The organism is Flagellimonas sp. 2504JD4-2, from assembly GCF_053642935.1.
The window spans coordinates 30,681-45,449 of record NZ_JBSIOV010000001.1 but is presented as its reverse complement, the minus strand read 5'-3'; the positions used below and the strand labels follow the sequence as shown (position 1 = coordinate 45,449).

Below are 14,769 nucleotides of genomic sequence, written 5' to 3'. Positions count from 1 at the left end.
TACAACTAACCTTTACTCAAAGAAAACATTAATTATGGCAGAGGAAATAGAAATTAATCGACAAACAGTTTATTTAACTATTGATAACGTTAGAGTAGAAACTGAAAACGGAATTGAAGAACAAGAGAATCAATTTGTAGCTTTTTTTAAATATGAGCCAGCTACCGCAATTAGTTTAGGAGAACAACTTAAAGATGCTAATGGAGAAAATTTGATCTATCCATCAAGAGAGCAAGCAAGAACGGAAGTTATAGATATTCTGAAAAGAAGAGTATATCCACCTTCGTTTTTTAATCCTATGGACTACACACTAGATAATTTAGCAGAAATAATGCACAAAGAATTGACATTCGATATTGGAAATTTCAATTCAGACGAGGTTCAAGAGCGCATACAAGGAGTTATGACAAACTGTACTTTAGCCTCAAATCCACCAAACTTACCGGCAAGTGTTCGAATTATGACTAATAATGGGGAAAGAAGATTTAGTATCGTAGAATTAAAAAGAATAAGACAATAAAAACTACACACAACAATGGCTATAATTCATTGTGGTTTAGTGTCCCCTAAAACCTTCACTTTCACATTTGAACATTACAGATATCCTTTACATTTTTTGGCGTTTATAAGTTATATTTGACTAGGTAGGGAATGTATTTAGGCTTATATAAACAATTGAGTTCAATTAGATCATATCATTTTGACGCCAAGGAATTCTAATCTTTAAAGTTTGAGAACAAAAAAAAACAAAATGCAGGACTTGGAAGGCTTAATTAGTACTGGGAATTGGATTCAGATATTCGCAATTGTCCTCATTTTCCTTGGTGGGATATTGCAAATTTCAAAGTTTGTTATTGACAAAAAAATTAAAAAAATTAAGACTGAAAAAGAAATTATAGCGAAAGAAGAACAAGAAAAAAAAGTAGCTGGATTGGAGGCAAAAATTGAGAGTCAAGAGGAAGAGGTTGGAGTTTTAAACTTAACTTTTAGAGAACAACAGGAAAGAACAAATGAATTAAATGAAACTCTAAAGCAAAGAAATGACAGGCTTAAGGAATTAGAAACTCGCGTTAGGATTATCCACTCGGTTGAGGTTCACATGTTCATAGATGAGAAAACGACCGATAGAGACATTGGAGAATTAAAAAGTAATATGGGAATTAGTTTTGCTATTGCCTTCTTCAATGAAAAAAATGAGCGATTTAGATTTGTAACTGACGGTACTTTCTCTAATCAACAAATTAATAAAAATACTAACAGAGGCACATTAAAATTTAGGCCAGAAAACCCAAGTCAAGTTTTGGGAAAGAACATCTCATTTTTAGAGAGTTTCGAAGTTCTAGTCTATAATTTTTCAGAATCTTACCAATATTTTGAGTTTGATAAGATCAATAAAACTCATAGAATCACTTTGCATTTTTATTTAAATGGAACTAAAGTTTTGGATTTGAGAAATATTCCTCATGATAATGGGAAACTATCTGAAGGCCAACTTTCTCTTGATTTGAAAAATGAGTTTAGTAAATTGGAAGAAAAATATCAAGATAAAATAGACTCCGAGAGTTAATATTATCTAATCTCTATAATGACCAAAATTCTCTTTGGTTTGACATCACCCCAAAACCTCCCCAAATCGCTTTAGCAAATCTGCTGCACTTTGCACTTCCCTTCGGGTAAAAACTTCTTCCTCCAGATAATGCAACATAAAAATCAGCTCATCCAATTGTTTGGTCAGCTGTTCTGGTGAACCATAAGCTTCCTTGATCCATTCATTTAAGTTTTCTATTTGTGTGGCTGTCAACATAGGAGCAAGGTAATCCCTAAAATAGATCTCTGTAACCACTAATTAGTAGTATTTTTATGTTGCAAAGTCCTAAAAAATGACCATCAAACGCCTTACCCAAGAAGACTTGACCATAGAAATGGAAAACCAAATGGTAGACCTGTTTAAGCAGTTAAACCCTGATCTTAAACTCAACCCTTTGGCCAAGATCATGGAAAAACAAGACCAGTTAAGCTTGGTGTATTGCCAAGAGGGCGGCCAAATCATCGGTATGGCCTCTATGTGCAGTTATCATGTACTTTCGGGCAGTAAGGGTATGGTGGAAGATGTGGTGGTGGATGTCAACGCGCGCGGTAAGGGCCTTGGCCGTAAACTTATGGAAGAACTGCTCCAGATCGCCGAACAAAAAGGGCTAACGGAGGTACTGCTCTTTACGGGCAACCATAGGCAAAGTGCCATCCGGTTGTATACCAAACTGGGGTTTGAGAAATCGGGGAGTGGCATGTACCGTTTTAAAATAAAGCAACCGTAACCAAAGCATCGGCCAACAAACAGGCTCAACCCACTTGGGTGGATAGCAAACAAAACTTCAAACAAAGAAACCTATGGGAATACCCATCTACGAGACAGCTAATTTTAGAGTGACGGCGGTGGAGTTTCCACTGGTGACCCGAAAAGATGGCGGGCACATAGAAATAGCACCGATCGTTCGGTTGAACGACAGGACCTTGTTATCCCCCAAATTGGCCATAGAGCAAATGCGCTTGACCATGTTGATCGGAGAAGCCATGACTGTGGGACTCAACAATCGTGGTATTGATGTGGGACGTATCAACTATCAAGACAATGGCAACTGGGGTGTTTTTAAACCGGAGGGGCCATTTCTGCACGTTCACCTCTATGGGAGGGCCAAAAGCGCCACCATTCAGAAATATGGGGAGGCCTGTCAATTTCCATTTAGGGAGACCGGCTTTTATGACGATTTTGAACCCCTGAACACCGATGATATCACCGAGATTCAAAAACAAATTGATATTTTACTAAAAACTGACCGCTATTCATTAGCCAACTGGAACCTATAGCAATCTATGGACAAGCTGCCTTTTATTCTGGTTTTGATATCTATTTTTACGCATGCCTACTGGAATTACCTTATCAAAAGCTCTGAAAACAAGCACATTTTTACGGCCCTCAGCAAAATAGCGGAAACTGCCATTTTTGCGATTCCGGCCATCTACTTTTTTACCATTTCTGACTTTAAGGTCAGCTTCCTTTGGTTAATTCTTGTTGCCGCTGTAATCACATTTTTTAATTATTTCTTTTTGTCCAGTGCCTATAAATATGGCGACCTTTCATTGGTGTACCCCGTTTCCAGATCTAGTATCATCTTCTTGCCCGTTTTGGCTTATTTTTTTATTGGGGAAACTGTGGACACCGTTGGCATAATGGCCATTGTGCTGATCATCTTGGGCACGTTTGTGATGCACTTGGATGCCTTTAGTAAAAAAGGGGTGCGTACCATCCTATCAAACATTGGAAATAAGGGAAGTGTATATGCCTTGTTGGCCGCGCTAGCCGTGGCTGGATATACGCTTTGGGACAAGGTTTCGGTAACCAAAATGGAACCTTTTCTGTATTTCTATCTATATACTTTGGTCATTGCTGTTTTCTATAATTTGTTCACGTCCTTTAAATTTTCCAAGCTCGAAGTCAGTACGGAGTGGAGGAAAAATAGGTCCAAGATTATCCAAGTAGGATTTTTTAATAGTTTTACCTACATATTGGTGTTGACTGCTTTGACCATGAGCAAGGCGACTTACGTCGGTGGCTTACGACAGTTAAGTATAGTTGTTGGGGCCTTTCTTGGTTATAAGTTGCTCAATGAAAATCTAAGCAAGCCCAAAATAGTGGGCATACTGATCTCTATCATCGGCGGAAGTTTAATATACATTGCCAAATAAAAAGGGCAACCCATCGGGCTGTATCGCTTAGGGTTCACACCTTAGATAAATCCAACGAAATCATTACCTTTAAAAAGTAGCTAATGGGTTAATCCCTTGCTTGTTATGTTATTCATCAATCAATAAACTATCATGAAGTGTTACCTATCCATTGTTGCTTCGGTGCTTTGCTTTTCCCTATGGGCCAGCGACCTTAAAATTTCAACTCCAATGCTCTATAATGAGGGTGGCCAAGCCTATACCTTGTTCAATCTGAGCTGGGACAATGCCTGGCACAACACTAAAAACCATGATGCGGTGTGGCTGTTCTTTAAATCCATCTCGGAAAAAGGGGGGTATAAACATATTCAAGTGGCGCAAAGCGGGCATAAGGTGGTTTCGGTATTTTCCGAAGATCCCAATCTGGTTTTTGAGGTTCCCAAAGATGGCACGGGGCTATTTATAAAACCCAACAGCAACTTTCGGGGTCGGGTAGAGGTCACCCTAAAAGTAATGCTGCACAGGCCCAGTTTTGCCGATGTGGGCGAGCGTGGCTGGTATTTTCATGCCTACGGCATCGAGATGGTCCATATCCCCAAAGGAGGTTTTACCTTGGGCGACCCTGACGTTGCGGCACAAGAGTTTGGTAGTTTTTATGCGCCCAATAAAAAAGGAAAACCAGCGGGCTTGGTGAAAATCACCTCCCAAGATCAAGAGTTGACGGTGGCCGCCACGGGAGACCTGTTCTATAATTCTGGTCAATACAAATATGAGGGCGACCAGCAGGGGCCCGTTCCTTCTTCCTATCCCAAGGGAGTTTCGCCCTATTATATGATGAAATATGAACCTACGGAGGGGCAATATGCCGCTTTTTTAAATAGCTTATCGGCAGATCAAGTCCCTGCGAGATTGTTGCATCTTGAACGAAATTATAATGCCCAAGATGGCAGTATAACCCCGAAAAATGAGGTTTATGTGACGCCTTATCCCAATAAACCTTGTCTGTTTATGGGATGGGACGATGCCATGGCCTTTGCCGATTGGTCCGGCTTGCGCCCCATGACCGAATTTGAATTTACCAAGGCCACAAGGGGAACGGAACCACCGAAAGCGCATGATTTTCCATGGGGAACCAACAGTAGGGAACGCTTACAGCGACTTCCGCATCCGAACAGGACCTTGATCATGGTCAACGGCTGGGACGAGTCCAAACTTACCGAAGCCACCAAGGATTATTTTGGAGCCTCCCACTATTGGGTCATGGATTTGGCCGGAAGCATTTGGGAACGGGTAATTACCATTGGGCATCCAAAGGGGAGATCCTTTACCGGTGTCCATGGCGACGGGAGTTTGTCGCCGGAAGGGGCCGCAGATGTGCAAGATTGGCCCCAAGGGGAGTCCGAGGGCGGTATCGGTTTTCGCGGAGGCGGATTCTATAGCTACGACCGCGAGTACCATGAATTTAACCCGTTCAGTCCGGTCGCCTATCGAAGATATGGTGGATGGCACGGTGCGATGCGAAACAATGCCTATGGGACTAGATTTGTAAGAAGTATTGACTGACTGTATGTTTGAACTGAATTCCAATCCACAGGTTAAAGTTGTTTTTGAAAACTACCCCGATTCGGTGCGGGGTAAAATGGAGACCTTGCGGCAATTGGTGCTCGAAGTCGCCCAAGAAACCCCTGAAATCAACAAACTGGAAGAAACCCTTAAATGGGGCGAACCCAGTTATCTGGCCCCAAGGGGCAGCACCCTTCGTATGGACTGGAAGGCCAAATCACCCCATCAATATGCGCTCTATTTTCAATGCTCCAGCATGTTGGTGTCCACCTTTAAAATGGTTTATGGCAATACGTTCAGCTACGAGGGCAATCGGGCCATCGTTTTTCCGTTGGAGGATGAAATCCCGGTGGAGGAAGTCAAAAACTGTATCCGCACCACTTTGCAATACCACAAAGTAAAGCACTTACCTAGTTTGGGTCTATAACGTCACATCGAGTGGATTTTCCCGATTTAAGGAGGGAAAATTTGTATCGAGATGTTTTTACAATAGGTTCTCGATACACTTCTCCTTCGTCGAAGCACTCGAACTGACGATTGTGCTGTTTTTGAATCCACTTGCATCACAAGCAAGGTCGAGCTGTCATCCTGAGCCCGTCGAAGGATTGACTTCGCAATACTTTTGTACACTTCGACAGGCTCAGCGTGACAATGTGCCCAATACGGAAGGGATATTTACCCTCTCAGCCCACCTTTGGTGGACACCTCCCCCTTACATGGGGAGGAATAACGGTCTCATTGAATTATCAGAATTTTAACCCTTCCCGACTACGCTCAAAGTGACAATTGCCCTATTTTTAGAACAAACTATGAAACAAGCCCGTTATTTAGTTGCTTTTGTTCTGTTGACATGCCAACTCGCATGGCCACAAACTACGGTGTCCGCTACAGACTTGGTGGAGGCCGCGATGGAACTCACCCAACAACAAGTGACCTATGATGGCAGTTATTTTTCCATTCCCTATCCCAATGGCGATGTGCCGGAGGGCAAAGGTGTCTGTACCGATGTGGTCATCCGGGCCTATCGAAAACTGGGAATAGACCTGCAAAAAGAGGTCCATGAGGATATGAAGGCCAACTTTAGCGTCTATCCCAACAATTGGGGCCTTTCCCGGACCGATACCAATATCGACCATCGCCGTGTACCCAACCTGATGACCTATTTTAGACGCCAAGGTGCTGAAAGGGCAATCACCAACAACGCCAAGGACTACCTTCCTGGCGACCTTGTCTGTTGGAACTTGGGCGGGGCCATTACCCATATCGGTATTGTGGTGGATAAAAAATCACGTGACGGCAAACGACATTTGATCGTGCACAATATCGGTCGCGGACAGGTGATGGAAGATATCCTCTTTGATTTTAAAATCATTGGACACTATACCTTCAAACCCAAACTTGCAAACGAATAGCTTATGTCCCTGTATCAAACCTTGATGGATTTCAGCTCCAAATTCTTCAAAAAGAATGTGCTCCTAAAATTTGGGTTCAATTTCTCACCGATGTATCGACGCAGTACGGGTCGAATCACCTTTGTTTCGGAAGACCTCATGACGGTTACGATGAAGCTTCCCATTTCCTATAAAAACCGAAACTATGTGAACACTATTTTTGGCGGCAGTATGTTTTCGGCCACTGATCCCGTTCCCATGGTGCAGCTCATCAATCTGTTGGGCCCCGATTATGTGGTTTGGGATAAATCCGCAGAAATTTTCTTTAGACGCCCTGCCAAGGAAACGCTCTATGCCGAATTCAAATATACCTTGGAGGAGTTGGAGGAAATCAAGGCCCAAGTGGCCCTTCAAAATGAAATGGAGATCATAAAAACCACAGATCTTACCAACAAGGATAAAAACAAGATTTTCTGTCAGGTGAAGAAGACCATCTACATTGCGGACAAGGGGTATTTTAAACAAAAAAGGGCCCAAAAACGAAGCTAAAAACTGCCTCGATTGTAGTATATTGTAAAGATAAAACGGAATGCTTTTACCCGTTTCGACTAACTCAAAAGAACAACCTATGACCGATTTGGAAATTGCCAAAGGTGTTACCCTACAACCTATTTCGAACATTGCCAAAAAGTTTGGAATCGACCCAGATTCCATAGAAATGTATGGTAGGTACAAGGCCAAACTGCCACTGCAGGCCATTGATAATACCAAAGCTGAAAAGAGCAACCTTATTTTGGTATCTGCCATTTCGCCGACCCCGGCCGGGGAAGGAAAGACGACCATGTCCATCGGTTTGACAGAAGGATTGAATCGTTTGGGAAAAAAAACAACCGTTGTGCTTCGCGAACCTTCTTTGGGACCTGTTTTTGGCATCAAAGGTGGCGCCACAGGGGGTGGATATTCGCAAGTACTTCCGATGGAGGATATCAATCTACATTTTACTGGGGATTTTGCTGCCATTGAAAAAGCGCACAACCTGTTGTCGGCAGTAATCGATAATAATATCCAAAGCAAAACAAGGTCGTTGCGTCTAGATCCGAGAACCATAGGTTGGAAACGGGTGATGGACATGAACGACCGCTCGCTACGTCATGTTATTGTTGGTTTGGGAGGAACTACCTCTGGGATTCCAAGGGAAACAGGTTTTGATATTACAGCCGCATCCGAGATTATGGCCATTCTGTGTTTGGCTGAAGACCTGAGTGACCTGAAAAAACGGCTAGGGAATATTTTCATTGGTTATACTTTTGATAAGGAACCCATTTATGCACGGGATTTGAATGCGGAAGGGGCTATGGCCGCTTTGTTAAAAGATGCAATCAAACCGAATCTGGTGCAGACCATTGAAGGGAATCCCGCCATTATTCATGGAGGTCCGTTTGCCAATATCGCCCAAGGAACAAACTCCGTAATTGCCACCCGAATGGGAATGTCGTATTCCGACTATACGGTAACGGAAGCTGGTTTTGGTTTTGATCTGGGGGCGGAAAAATTCTTCGATATTAAATGTCAAAGTGCTGGACTCAAGCCTAAGGCTGTTGTGCTCACAGCGACGATTCGGGCACTTAAATATCATGGAGGGGCGGATTTGAAATCCTTGACCGAACCCAATGTCGAGGCCCTTAAAAAAGGATTGCCCAATTTGGAAAAACACTTGGAGAACATTGCCAAGTTCAATGTGGTTCCGGTTATTTCAATCAACAGATTTGTTTCCGATACGGATGAAGAAATCGAGGTAATCAAGGAATTGGCGGCATCGAAAGGTGTTCGTGTGGCCTTGGCCGAAGTTTGGGCCAAAGGCGGTGAAGGTGCTGAGGAGTTGGCCAAACATGTCATTGATGTTGTAGAATCAGGAGCTTCTGATTTTACGCCGCTGTATAACTGGGAATCCAGTGTCATGGACAAAATTGCTACTATTGCTACGGAGATTTACGGAGCTGAACATGTGGACTATACCTCAAAAGCAAAAGCCCATCTCCGAAAAATCGCCAATCTAGGATTGGACCATCTTCCGGTCTGTATTGCCAAGACCCAAAAATCCTTATCGGATAATCCCAAATTATTGGGCCGCCCCAAGGATTTTATCATTACTGTTCGGGAAATTGAAATAGCCGTAGGCGCCGGATTTTTAGTCCCCATTACCGGAGATATTATGCGCATGCCAGGCCTACCAGCCCATCCTTCGTCCGAAGGTATCGACATTAATGATGATGGAGAAATTGTTGGGTTGTTCTAGTAAACTAAAGCTGACTCCAACGTCTCCGTCACATCGAGTGGATTTTCCTGACCTAGGGAGGGAAAATTTGTATCGAGATGTTTGGTTCTCGATACACTTCTCCTTTGTCCAAGAGCTCGACCTGACAAAGATGATTATATCTTTTGCAGCCAGTAGCGCATATCCACCTCTTTGGAAATGATTCCCTTAACCTCATCCAATTTCACACGCTGCTGCTCCATGGTGTCACGATGACGAATGGTAACGGTGTCATCTTCCAAGGTTTGATGGTCAATGGTCACACAGAATGGTGTTCCCGCAGCATCTTGGCGACGGTAACGACGACCCACAGCATCCTTTTCATCATAGGCCACCTTAAAATCCCACTTAAGATCATCAATGAGCTTTTGGGCAACTTCGGGAAGTCCGTCACGTTTTAGCAAGGGTAGAATCGCGGCTTTGGTAGGTGCCAGTACCGCTGGAATTTTAAGTACCGTTCTTGTGGTGCCATTTTCCAATTCTTCTTCTTCTAGCGAATTGGAGAATACCGCCAAGAACATTCGATCCAAACCAATGGAAGTTTCCAATACGTAGGGCACATAGCTCTTGTTTTCCTCTGGGTCGAAATACTGCAGTTTTTTCCCTGAATATTTTTCGTGTTGGGCCAAATCGAAATCTGTACGGGAATGGATCCCTTCCAGTTCCTTGAACCCGAACGGGAATTTGAATTCAATATCGGCAGCAGCGTCTGCGTAATGCGCAAGTTTCTCATGGTCGTGGAAACGATAATTCTCCTCGCCCATTCCAAGGGACAAGTGCCAGTTTAATCGTTTTTCCTTCCATTTGTCATACCACTCCTGTTGCGTTCCTGGTTTGATAAAGAATTGCATTTCCATTTGTTCAAACTCCCGCATCCGGAAGATGAATTGACGGGCCACAATCTCATTACGAAACGCTTTTCCGGTTTGGGCAATTCCAAATGGGATTTTCATGCGACCAGTTTTCTGAACATTCAAAAAGTTGACAAAGATTCCTTGTGCTGTTTCAGGTCTTAGGTAAAGGTCCATTGCGGAATCTGCGGAAGCACCCAGTTTGGTTCCGAACATAAGGTTGAACTGTTTTACATCAGTCCAATTCTTCGAACCTGAAAGCGGGCAAGCGATTTCCAACTCCTCTATCAAGGCTTTTACATCGGCCAGATCCTCATTTTCCAATGATTTGCCCAAACGTTTTAGGATTCCATCACCCTTGGCTTTATAGTCCAGTACCCTTTGGTTGGTGGCTAAGAACTGTTCCTTGTCAAAACTATCACCAAAGCGCTTGGCAGCTTTTTTGACTTCCTTATCTATTTTGGCCTCGATTTTGGCAACATGGTCTTCGACCAAAACATCGGCACGATATCTTTTCTTGGAATCTTTATTGTCGATCAAGGGATCATTAAAGGCATCTACGTGTCCAGAAGCCTTCCATGTGGTAGGGTGCATAAAAATGGCCGCATCAATCCCAACAATATTGTCATTGAGTTGCACCATGGCCTGCCACCAATATTCACGAATATTTTTCTTTAGCTCAACCCCGTTCTGTGCATAGTCATAAACAGCGCTGAGTCCGTCATAAATCTCACTGGATTGGAACACGTAACCGTACTCCTTCGCATGGGAGATTACCTTCTTAAAAATGTCTTCTTGATTTGCCATTGGGCAAAAATAGAATTTTGCCCCAAAAGAAAAGCGCTATTTCAACTGAAATTCAGTGGAAGCAAGCAATCTTTCGTCCTCGAATACATTGAGGGTATAAATTCCCTCGGAAAGTGAACCTTCAGGAACGGTTATGGCATCGCAAATACTGATTTCCTTGCCCGTGTAGATTACCTCAACTTTTTTGCTGTAGGTGTTGCCACTTACAGAAATAGTGTTGGCGTTATCTTCGACAACTGCCATATTGGGGTCCAAAAACTGCAGATAAAGCACTTTTACATCGCCTTCTTCATCCGCGTTGGACAAAATGGTGACGCAGCCCCTCAATTTTTCCACCACAGAAGCTTTGTTGGTCTTTAAGGGGCGACCTGCCCTTAGGCGAAATCCACTACCTTCCGCATCCTGGAGTTTGAGGTAGCTTTTAATTCGTAGTTCCCGGGTCAATTCCCTGTTGGTCTCACGCAATAAGGACTCTGTTTGCTCCATGGTGCTGGCCCTGCCTCTTGCATCTTCCAACTGTTTTCGGGTTTCCTCATATCGATTGGCCAATAAACTATTGTTATATCTGAGGAAGTTGTTCTTTAGTTTCAAGCTGTCGAAGCGGATTTCGAGCATTCGAAGCTCTTTTCGAGTCTCTTTTAGTTTGGTTAGGCTGAAATTCAATCTTCCCACCGAATCCAATAACTGCTGAACCCTAAAGCGGGATGTTTGCAGTTCTATTTCGTTGACTTCATTTAAGCCGGATAAACGGTCCACTTCGGCCTTCATCAAGGTCAAATCCTTTACCAAAAGGGATTTCTCTTGCTCCAAAAACGTCATTTGGTTCTTGGATTGCGCATAACTGTAGTAAAAAGCAATGAGAATGCCTACAATGACCGCGACAAGCGCTGCAAAGATAATCTTGTAGTTGAAATTGTTATCTTGGGCATCCATGGGGTTTATTAGGCTTCTGTAACGCGTATAAGATTTGATCGATAAGTTGGCTAAGATACTAAACGAGATTAACAACATCCTATTGCCAAGGGTATGTTTTGGATGTAATGCGCAATTATCCAGAGGAGAAAGCGTATTGTGTACCGTTTGTCGACATGAGATGCCACTCACCGATTATAACTTTTCGGATGAAAATCCCGTAGACCGCATATTTTATGGGAGGATTCCTATAAAAAAAGCGGTTTCTTTCCTGTTTTTTTCCAAAAAAGGAGCGGTTAAGCAACTATTACATTACTTAAAATATAAAAATCAGGAGCAGATAGGCGATTTTTTGGGGGACTGGTGCGGTTCTTCCTTGGAGCGTGAGGAACATCTTAAATCGGTCGATGTAGTGGTGCCAGTGCCATTACATCCAAAAAAGCAAAAGAAACGGGGCTACAATCAAGTGGAATTGTTTGCGAAAAAGATTTCTAAAGTCATAAATGCGGATTATCGGGATGATATTTTAATCAAAGTCAACAATACCAAAACCCAAACCAAAAAAAGTAGGCTATTGAGATGGGAAAGTGCACAAGAGGATTTTGAGCTCAACGCAAATATCAAAAAGGGATTTCACCACCTTCTACTGGTCGATGATGTCATTACCACGGGAGCGACCATCGAGGCATGTGCCCAAAAGCTGCATGCGCTTGGCAACGTTTCCGTTTCAGTGCTTAGCATGGCCGTGGTGCCCAAGGGTTAAAATTCTATAAATCCTTGTTTTCAATTTTTAAATTAGTTGTTTCTTTGCCCAACACTTGTTTTTCAATGCGGTACTTTAAAAAACTGTTGAGCTTTTCCTTCCTTTTTCTTATGGGTTTGGCACTTTGGCAATGTGCTAAAAGAGGAAATCCCTCCGGTGGCCCAAAAGATGTTACCCCGCCAGTGCTGCTCAGGACAGAGCCTGAGAATTTTTCCATCAATTTTAAGGCGCAAAAGATTCGATTGTACTTTGATGAATTTATCAAACTTAAGGATGTTCAAAATCAGCTCATTATTTCCCCACCCTTAAAGTACCCCCCGGTAGTTACTCCCTTGGGAGGTGCAAGTAAATACATTGAGGTGACCATTAAAGATACGCTGCGGGAAAACACTACGTATACATTCAATTTTGGACAGAGTATAACCGACAATAATGAAGGAAATCCCAATAGCTTTTTATCCTATGTCTTTTCCACAGGGGATTATTTGGACTCCCTTACCTTATCAGGTGCGGTCAAAGATGCTTTTAACCGTAAGGCCGACCAATTCATTAGTGTAATGCTCTATGAACTGGACACCACCTATACCGACTCAACCGTTTACAAAAGACCTCCAAATTATATTACAAATACTTTGGATAGCGTTCCCTTTTTTGAGCTTAAGAACCTAAAGGCTGGAAAGTACGCTTTGATGGCCGTTAAGGACATCAATAAAAATAACATGTTTGACCAAAGACAGGATAAGATTGGTTTTATAGAGGACACCATTACTATTCCGACGGACTCCATTTATCTGCTCAATCTTTTTCAGGAGCTTCCGGACTATAGTGCATCGGTTCCAAGTTATGTGGCCAAAAACCATATTATTTTTGGATATCAGGGAGATCAAAAGGATATTGAGATAGCCCCGTTGACTATACTTCCCGATTCTGTGAAGACCACTATCCTAAAAGATAGGGAAAAGGATACGCTGAATTATTGGTTGACACCGACGGACATCGATTCCATAATCTTTACCGTAACCAATACCAAATTGGAGCAGATTGATACCTTCACGGTAAAAACCAGAAAATTACCGTTGGATTCTTTGCGACTAAGCTCTAATGGAGGTAGATCCTTTGGCTTTGAAGACACCTTCAGTATTTGGGCCAACACCCCAATATCGGAATTGGATTCATCCAAAATAGCCCTTTTTATCAGCGATTCGATTAGCTCTCCTTTTTCCTTTGAGTTGGATACCTTGGAAAACAAGATTGACTTCGATTTTGGGATCGAGCCCCAGCAGAGCTATTCTTTTGAGTTGATGCCGGGAGCCATCACGGATTTTTTTGGTATTCAGAACGATTCGCTGAACTATCGTTTTTCAACCGGGAGCTATGCCGATTTTGGCAATTTAAGGGTGAATGTTGGCGGTGCTGTTCGCTATCCTCTTGTCGTTCAGCTAACGAATGAATCCGGAGAGATCAAAAGAGAGATTTTTGCCGAACAATCCCAACAATTTGAGTTCAACAATCTTGAGCCTGCGAAATACATGATTCGGGTAATCTTTGATGAAAACGGAAATGGTATTTGGGATACCGGAAGCTACTTGAAGAAAATCCAACCTGAAAAAGTGAGCTATTATCCTGACGTTATTGATGTGCGGGCCAACTGGGAGCTGGAGCAGACGTTTGTTATATCAGATTAAACGGATCTCTATCTTCCAAGAATCTCAACTTTTCCCTTGTTGAAGCAATATGTTGCTTATCCAAAGTAACATAAAGGGTTTCTTCCTCTTCGGAATAGGCCAGCTGATTTCCGAGAACATCATAGGCAGCTGAATGCCCGCAGTATTCGTATCCCAATCCGTCAGACCCAATCCTATTAACCCCAATGCAATACGCCATATTTTCAATGGCGCGAGCTTTTAAGAGCGTATCCCAGGCTTGGATGCGGGGTTTTGGCCAGTTGGCCACATAAATCAATGCGTCATAATTCTCCACATTTCTTGCCCAAACAGGGAAGCGAAGGTCATAACAAATCAATGGGAATAGTTTGAATCCCATGTAATCCAGAATTAACTTGGAATCGCCAGCCTTAAAAACTTTGTCCTCCCCAGCCAGGGTGAAGGAGTGTTTTTTATCGTAATGGGCAGTTGTTCCATCCGGCTCAGCAAAAAACAGACGGTTGTGGTTTTTTCCGTTTTCATGGAAAATGATGCTTCCCACCAAAGCGACCTGCTTTTGTTTGGCCCAATCCTGCATCCATTGCACGGTCTTTTTTCCTTCTTCCGTGTTGATATTTTCCGGATTCATGGTAAAACCGGTGGAAAACATTTCGGGAAGTACAATCAAATCCACATCGGCAGAAATGGTTTTGATTTTTTCGTCGAATAGTTTTCTATTGGCTTCGGGATCTTCCCAAATCAATTGGGATTGGACCAGGGCTAATTTTAATTTTTGATTCAT

The 14,769-nt window shown here is 42.8% G+C and carries 16 protein-coding genes; 12 read left to right on the top strand and 4 right to left on the bottom strand.

Annotated features, from left to right (window positions below; all coding sequences use genetic code 11):
- Positions 1 to 34 precede the first annotated feature (34 nt).
- Together ACULLH_RS00235 and ACULLH_RS00230 are read left to right on the top strand one after the other, a co-directional pair.
- Positions 35 to 520: a hypothetical protein gene (locus tag ACULLH_RS00235; protein WP_454086709.1), complete on the top strand. Its 486-nt coding sequence runs from the start codon at positions 35 to 37 to the stop codon at positions 518 to 520.
- Positions 521 to 751: 231 nt separating this feature from the next.
- Positions 752 to 1,567 carry a hypothetical protein gene (locus tag ACULLH_RS00230; RefSeq protein ID WP_454086708.1) on the top strand — a complete coding sequence of 272 codons (816 nt, stop codon included), beginning with the start codon at positions 752 to 754 and terminating at the stop codon, positions 1,565 to 1,567.
- 45 nt (positions 1,568 to 1,612) lie between these two features.
- On the opposite strand, the gene ACULLH_RS00225 is transcribed toward ACULLH_RS00230, so the two are convergent.
- Positions 1,613 to 1,843 carry a hypothetical protein gene (locus tag ACULLH_RS00225; protein ID WP_454086707.1) on the bottom strand — a complete coding sequence of 77 codons (231 nt, stop codon included), beginning with the start codon at positions 1,841 to 1,843 and terminating at the stop codon, positions 1,613 to 1,615.
- 37 nt (positions 1,844 to 1,880) lie between these two features.
- Here ACULLH_RS00225 and ACULLH_RS00220 point away from each other — a divergent pair, with 37 nt between their 5' ends.
- The 8 genes from ACULLH_RS00220 (at position 1,881) to ACULLH_RS00185 (ending at position 8,973) form a co-directional block, all read left to right on the top strand.
- A complete protein-coding gene (locus ACULLH_RS00220; RefSeq protein ID WP_454086706.1) occupies positions 1,881 to 2,315 on the top strand; it encodes an N-acetyltransferase family protein in 435 nt (144 codons plus the stop codon).
- A 73-nt stretch (positions 2,316 to 2,388) separates the two neighbouring features.
- Positions 2,389 to 2,865 carry a hypothetical protein gene (locus tag ACULLH_RS00215; protein ID WP_454086705.1) on the top strand — a complete coding sequence of 159 codons (477 nt, stop codon included), beginning with the start codon at positions 2,389 to 2,391 and terminating at the stop codon, positions 2,863 to 2,865.
- Between the two features lie 6 nt (positions 2,866 to 2,871).
- Positions 2,872 to 3,744 carry an EamA family transporter gene (locus tag ACULLH_RS00210; RefSeq protein WP_454086704.1) on the top strand — a complete coding sequence of 291 codons (873 nt, stop codon included), beginning with the start codon at positions 2,872 to 2,874 and terminating at the stop codon, positions 3,742 to 3,744.
- A 132-nt stretch (positions 3,745 to 3,876) separates the two neighbouring features.
- On the top strand, positions 3,877 to 5,286 hold the full coding sequence (locus ACULLH_RS00205; protein WP_454086703.1) for an SUMF1/EgtB/PvdO family nonheme iron enzyme: 1,410 nt from the start codon (positions 3,877 to 3,879) through the stop codon (positions 5,284 to 5,286).
- A gap of 4 nt (positions 5,287 to 5,290) precedes the next feature.
- Positions 5,291 to 5,713 carry a DUF1801 domain-containing protein gene (locus tag ACULLH_RS00200; protein WP_454086702.1) on the top strand — a complete coding sequence of 141 codons (423 nt, stop codon included), beginning with the start codon at positions 5,291 to 5,293 and terminating at the stop codon, positions 5,711 to 5,713.
- Positions 5,714 to 6,095: 382 nt separating this feature from the next.
- Positions 6,096 to 6,698 (top strand): DUF1287 domain-containing protein, encoded by a 603-nt coding sequence (locus ACULLH_RS00195; RefSeq protein ID WP_454086701.1) that lies wholly within the window; start codon positions 6,096 to 6,098, stop codon positions 6,696 to 6,698.
- 3 nt (positions 6,699 to 6,701) lie between these two features.
- On the top strand, positions 6,702 to 7,226 hold the full coding sequence (locus tag ACULLH_RS00190) for a PaaI family thioesterase (RefSeq protein ID WP_454086700.1): 525 nt from the start codon (positions 6,702 to 6,704) through the stop codon (positions 7,224 to 7,226).
- A gap of 79 nt (positions 7,227 to 7,305) precedes the next feature.
- Positions 7,306 to 8,973, top strand: coding sequence for a formate--tetrahydrofolate ligase (locus ACULLH_RS00185; protein WP_454086699.1), 1,668 nt, complete (start codon positions 7,306 to 7,308; stop codon positions 8,971 to 8,973).
- A 134-nt stretch (positions 8,974 to 9,107) separates the two neighbouring features.
- On the opposite strand, the gene ACULLH_RS00180 is transcribed toward ACULLH_RS00185, so the two are convergent.
- Positions 9,108 to 10,649, bottom strand: coding sequence for a glycine--tRNA ligase (locus ACULLH_RS00180; protein ID WP_454086698.1), 1,542 nt, complete (start codon positions 10,647 to 10,649; stop codon positions 9,108 to 9,110).
- Between the two features lie 36 nt (positions 10,650 to 10,685).
- Positions 10,686 to 11,582, bottom strand: coding sequence for a hypothetical protein (locus ACULLH_RS00175; protein ID WP_454086697.1), 897 nt, complete (start codon positions 11,580 to 11,582; stop codon positions 10,686 to 10,688).
- Positions 11,583 to 11,628: 46 nt separating this feature from the next.
- Between ACULLH_RS00175 and ACULLH_RS00170 the strand changes: the two genes are divergently transcribed.
- Entirely contained in the window at positions 11,629 to 12,324 is a 696-nt protein-coding gene (locus tag ACULLH_RS00170; protein WP_454086696.1) for a ComF family protein, read from the top strand.
- 65 nt (positions 12,325 to 12,389) lie between these two features.
- Positions 12,390 to 14,009, top strand: coding sequence for an Ig-like domain-containing protein (locus ACULLH_RS00165; protein WP_454086695.1), 1,620 nt, complete (start codon positions 12,390 to 12,392; stop codon positions 14,007 to 14,009).
- On the opposite strand, the gene ACULLH_RS00160 is transcribed toward ACULLH_RS00165, so the two are convergent.
- Positions 13,996 to 14,769 carry an amidohydrolase gene (locus ACULLH_RS00160; RefSeq protein WP_454086694.1) on the bottom strand — a complete coding sequence of 258 codons (774 nt, stop codon included), beginning with the start codon at positions 14,767 to 14,769 and terminating at the stop codon, positions 13,996 to 13,998. The genes ACULLH_RS00165 and ACULLH_RS00160 overlap by 14 nt on opposite strands.

Excerpts from the sequence above, each read along its gene's own strand:
- ACULLH_RS00165 (WP_454086695.1), top strand. The coding sequence starts at position 12,390 with ATGCGGTACTTTAAAAAACTGTTGAGCTTTTCCTTCCTTTTTCTTATG.
- ACULLH_RS00175 (WP_454086697.1), bottom strand. The coding sequence starts at position 11,582 with ATGGATGCCCAAGATAACAATTTCAACTACAAGATTATCTTTGCAGCG.
- ACULLH_RS00200 (WP_454086702.1), top strand. The coding sequence starts at position 5,291 with ATGTTTGAACTGAATTCCAATCCACAGGTTAAAGTTGTTTTTGAAAAC.
- ACULLH_RS00235 (WP_454086709.1), top strand. The coding sequence starts at position 35 with ATGGCAGAGGAAATAGAAATTAATCGACAAACAGTTTATTTAACTATT.
- ACULLH_RS00185 (WP_454086699.1), top strand. The coding sequence starts at position 7,306 with ATGACCGATTTGGAAATTGCCAAAGGTGTTACCCTACAACCTATTTCG.
- ACULLH_RS00180 (WP_454086698.1), bottom strand. The coding sequence starts at position 10,649 with ATGGCAAATCAAGAAGACATTTTTAAGAAGGTAATCTCCCATGCGAAG.
- ACULLH_RS00220 (WP_454086706.1), top strand. The coding sequence starts at position 1,881 with ATGACCATCAAACGCCTTACCCAAGAAGACTTGACCATAGAAATGGAA.
- ACULLH_RS00195 (WP_454086701.1), top strand. The coding sequence starts at position 6,096 with ATGAAACAAGCCCGTTATTTAGTTGCTTTTGTTCTGTTGACATGCCAA.
- ACULLH_RS00160 (WP_454086694.1), bottom strand. The coding sequence starts at position 14,769 with ATGAATCAAAAATTAAAATTAGCCCTGGTCCAATCCCAATTGATTTGG.
- ACULLH_RS00210 (WP_454086704.1), top strand. The coding sequence starts at position 2,872 with ATGGACAAGCTGCCTTTTATTCTGGTTTTGATATCTATTTTTACGCAT.
- ACULLH_RS00190 (WP_454086700.1), top strand. The coding sequence starts at position 6,702 with ATGTCCCTGTATCAAACCTTGATGGATTTCAGCTCCAAATTCTTCAAA.
- ACULLH_RS00215 (WP_454086705.1), top strand. The coding sequence starts at position 2,389 with ATGGGAATACCCATCTACGAGACAGCTAATTTTAGAGTGACGGCGGTG.
- ACULLH_RS00230 (WP_454086708.1), top strand. The coding sequence starts at position 752 with ATGCAGGACTTGGAAGGCTTAATTAGTACTGGGAATTGGATTCAGATA.
- ACULLH_RS00205 (WP_454086703.1), top strand. The coding sequence starts at position 3,877 with ATGAAGTGTTACCTATCCATTGTTGCTTCGGTGCTTTGCTTTTCCCTA.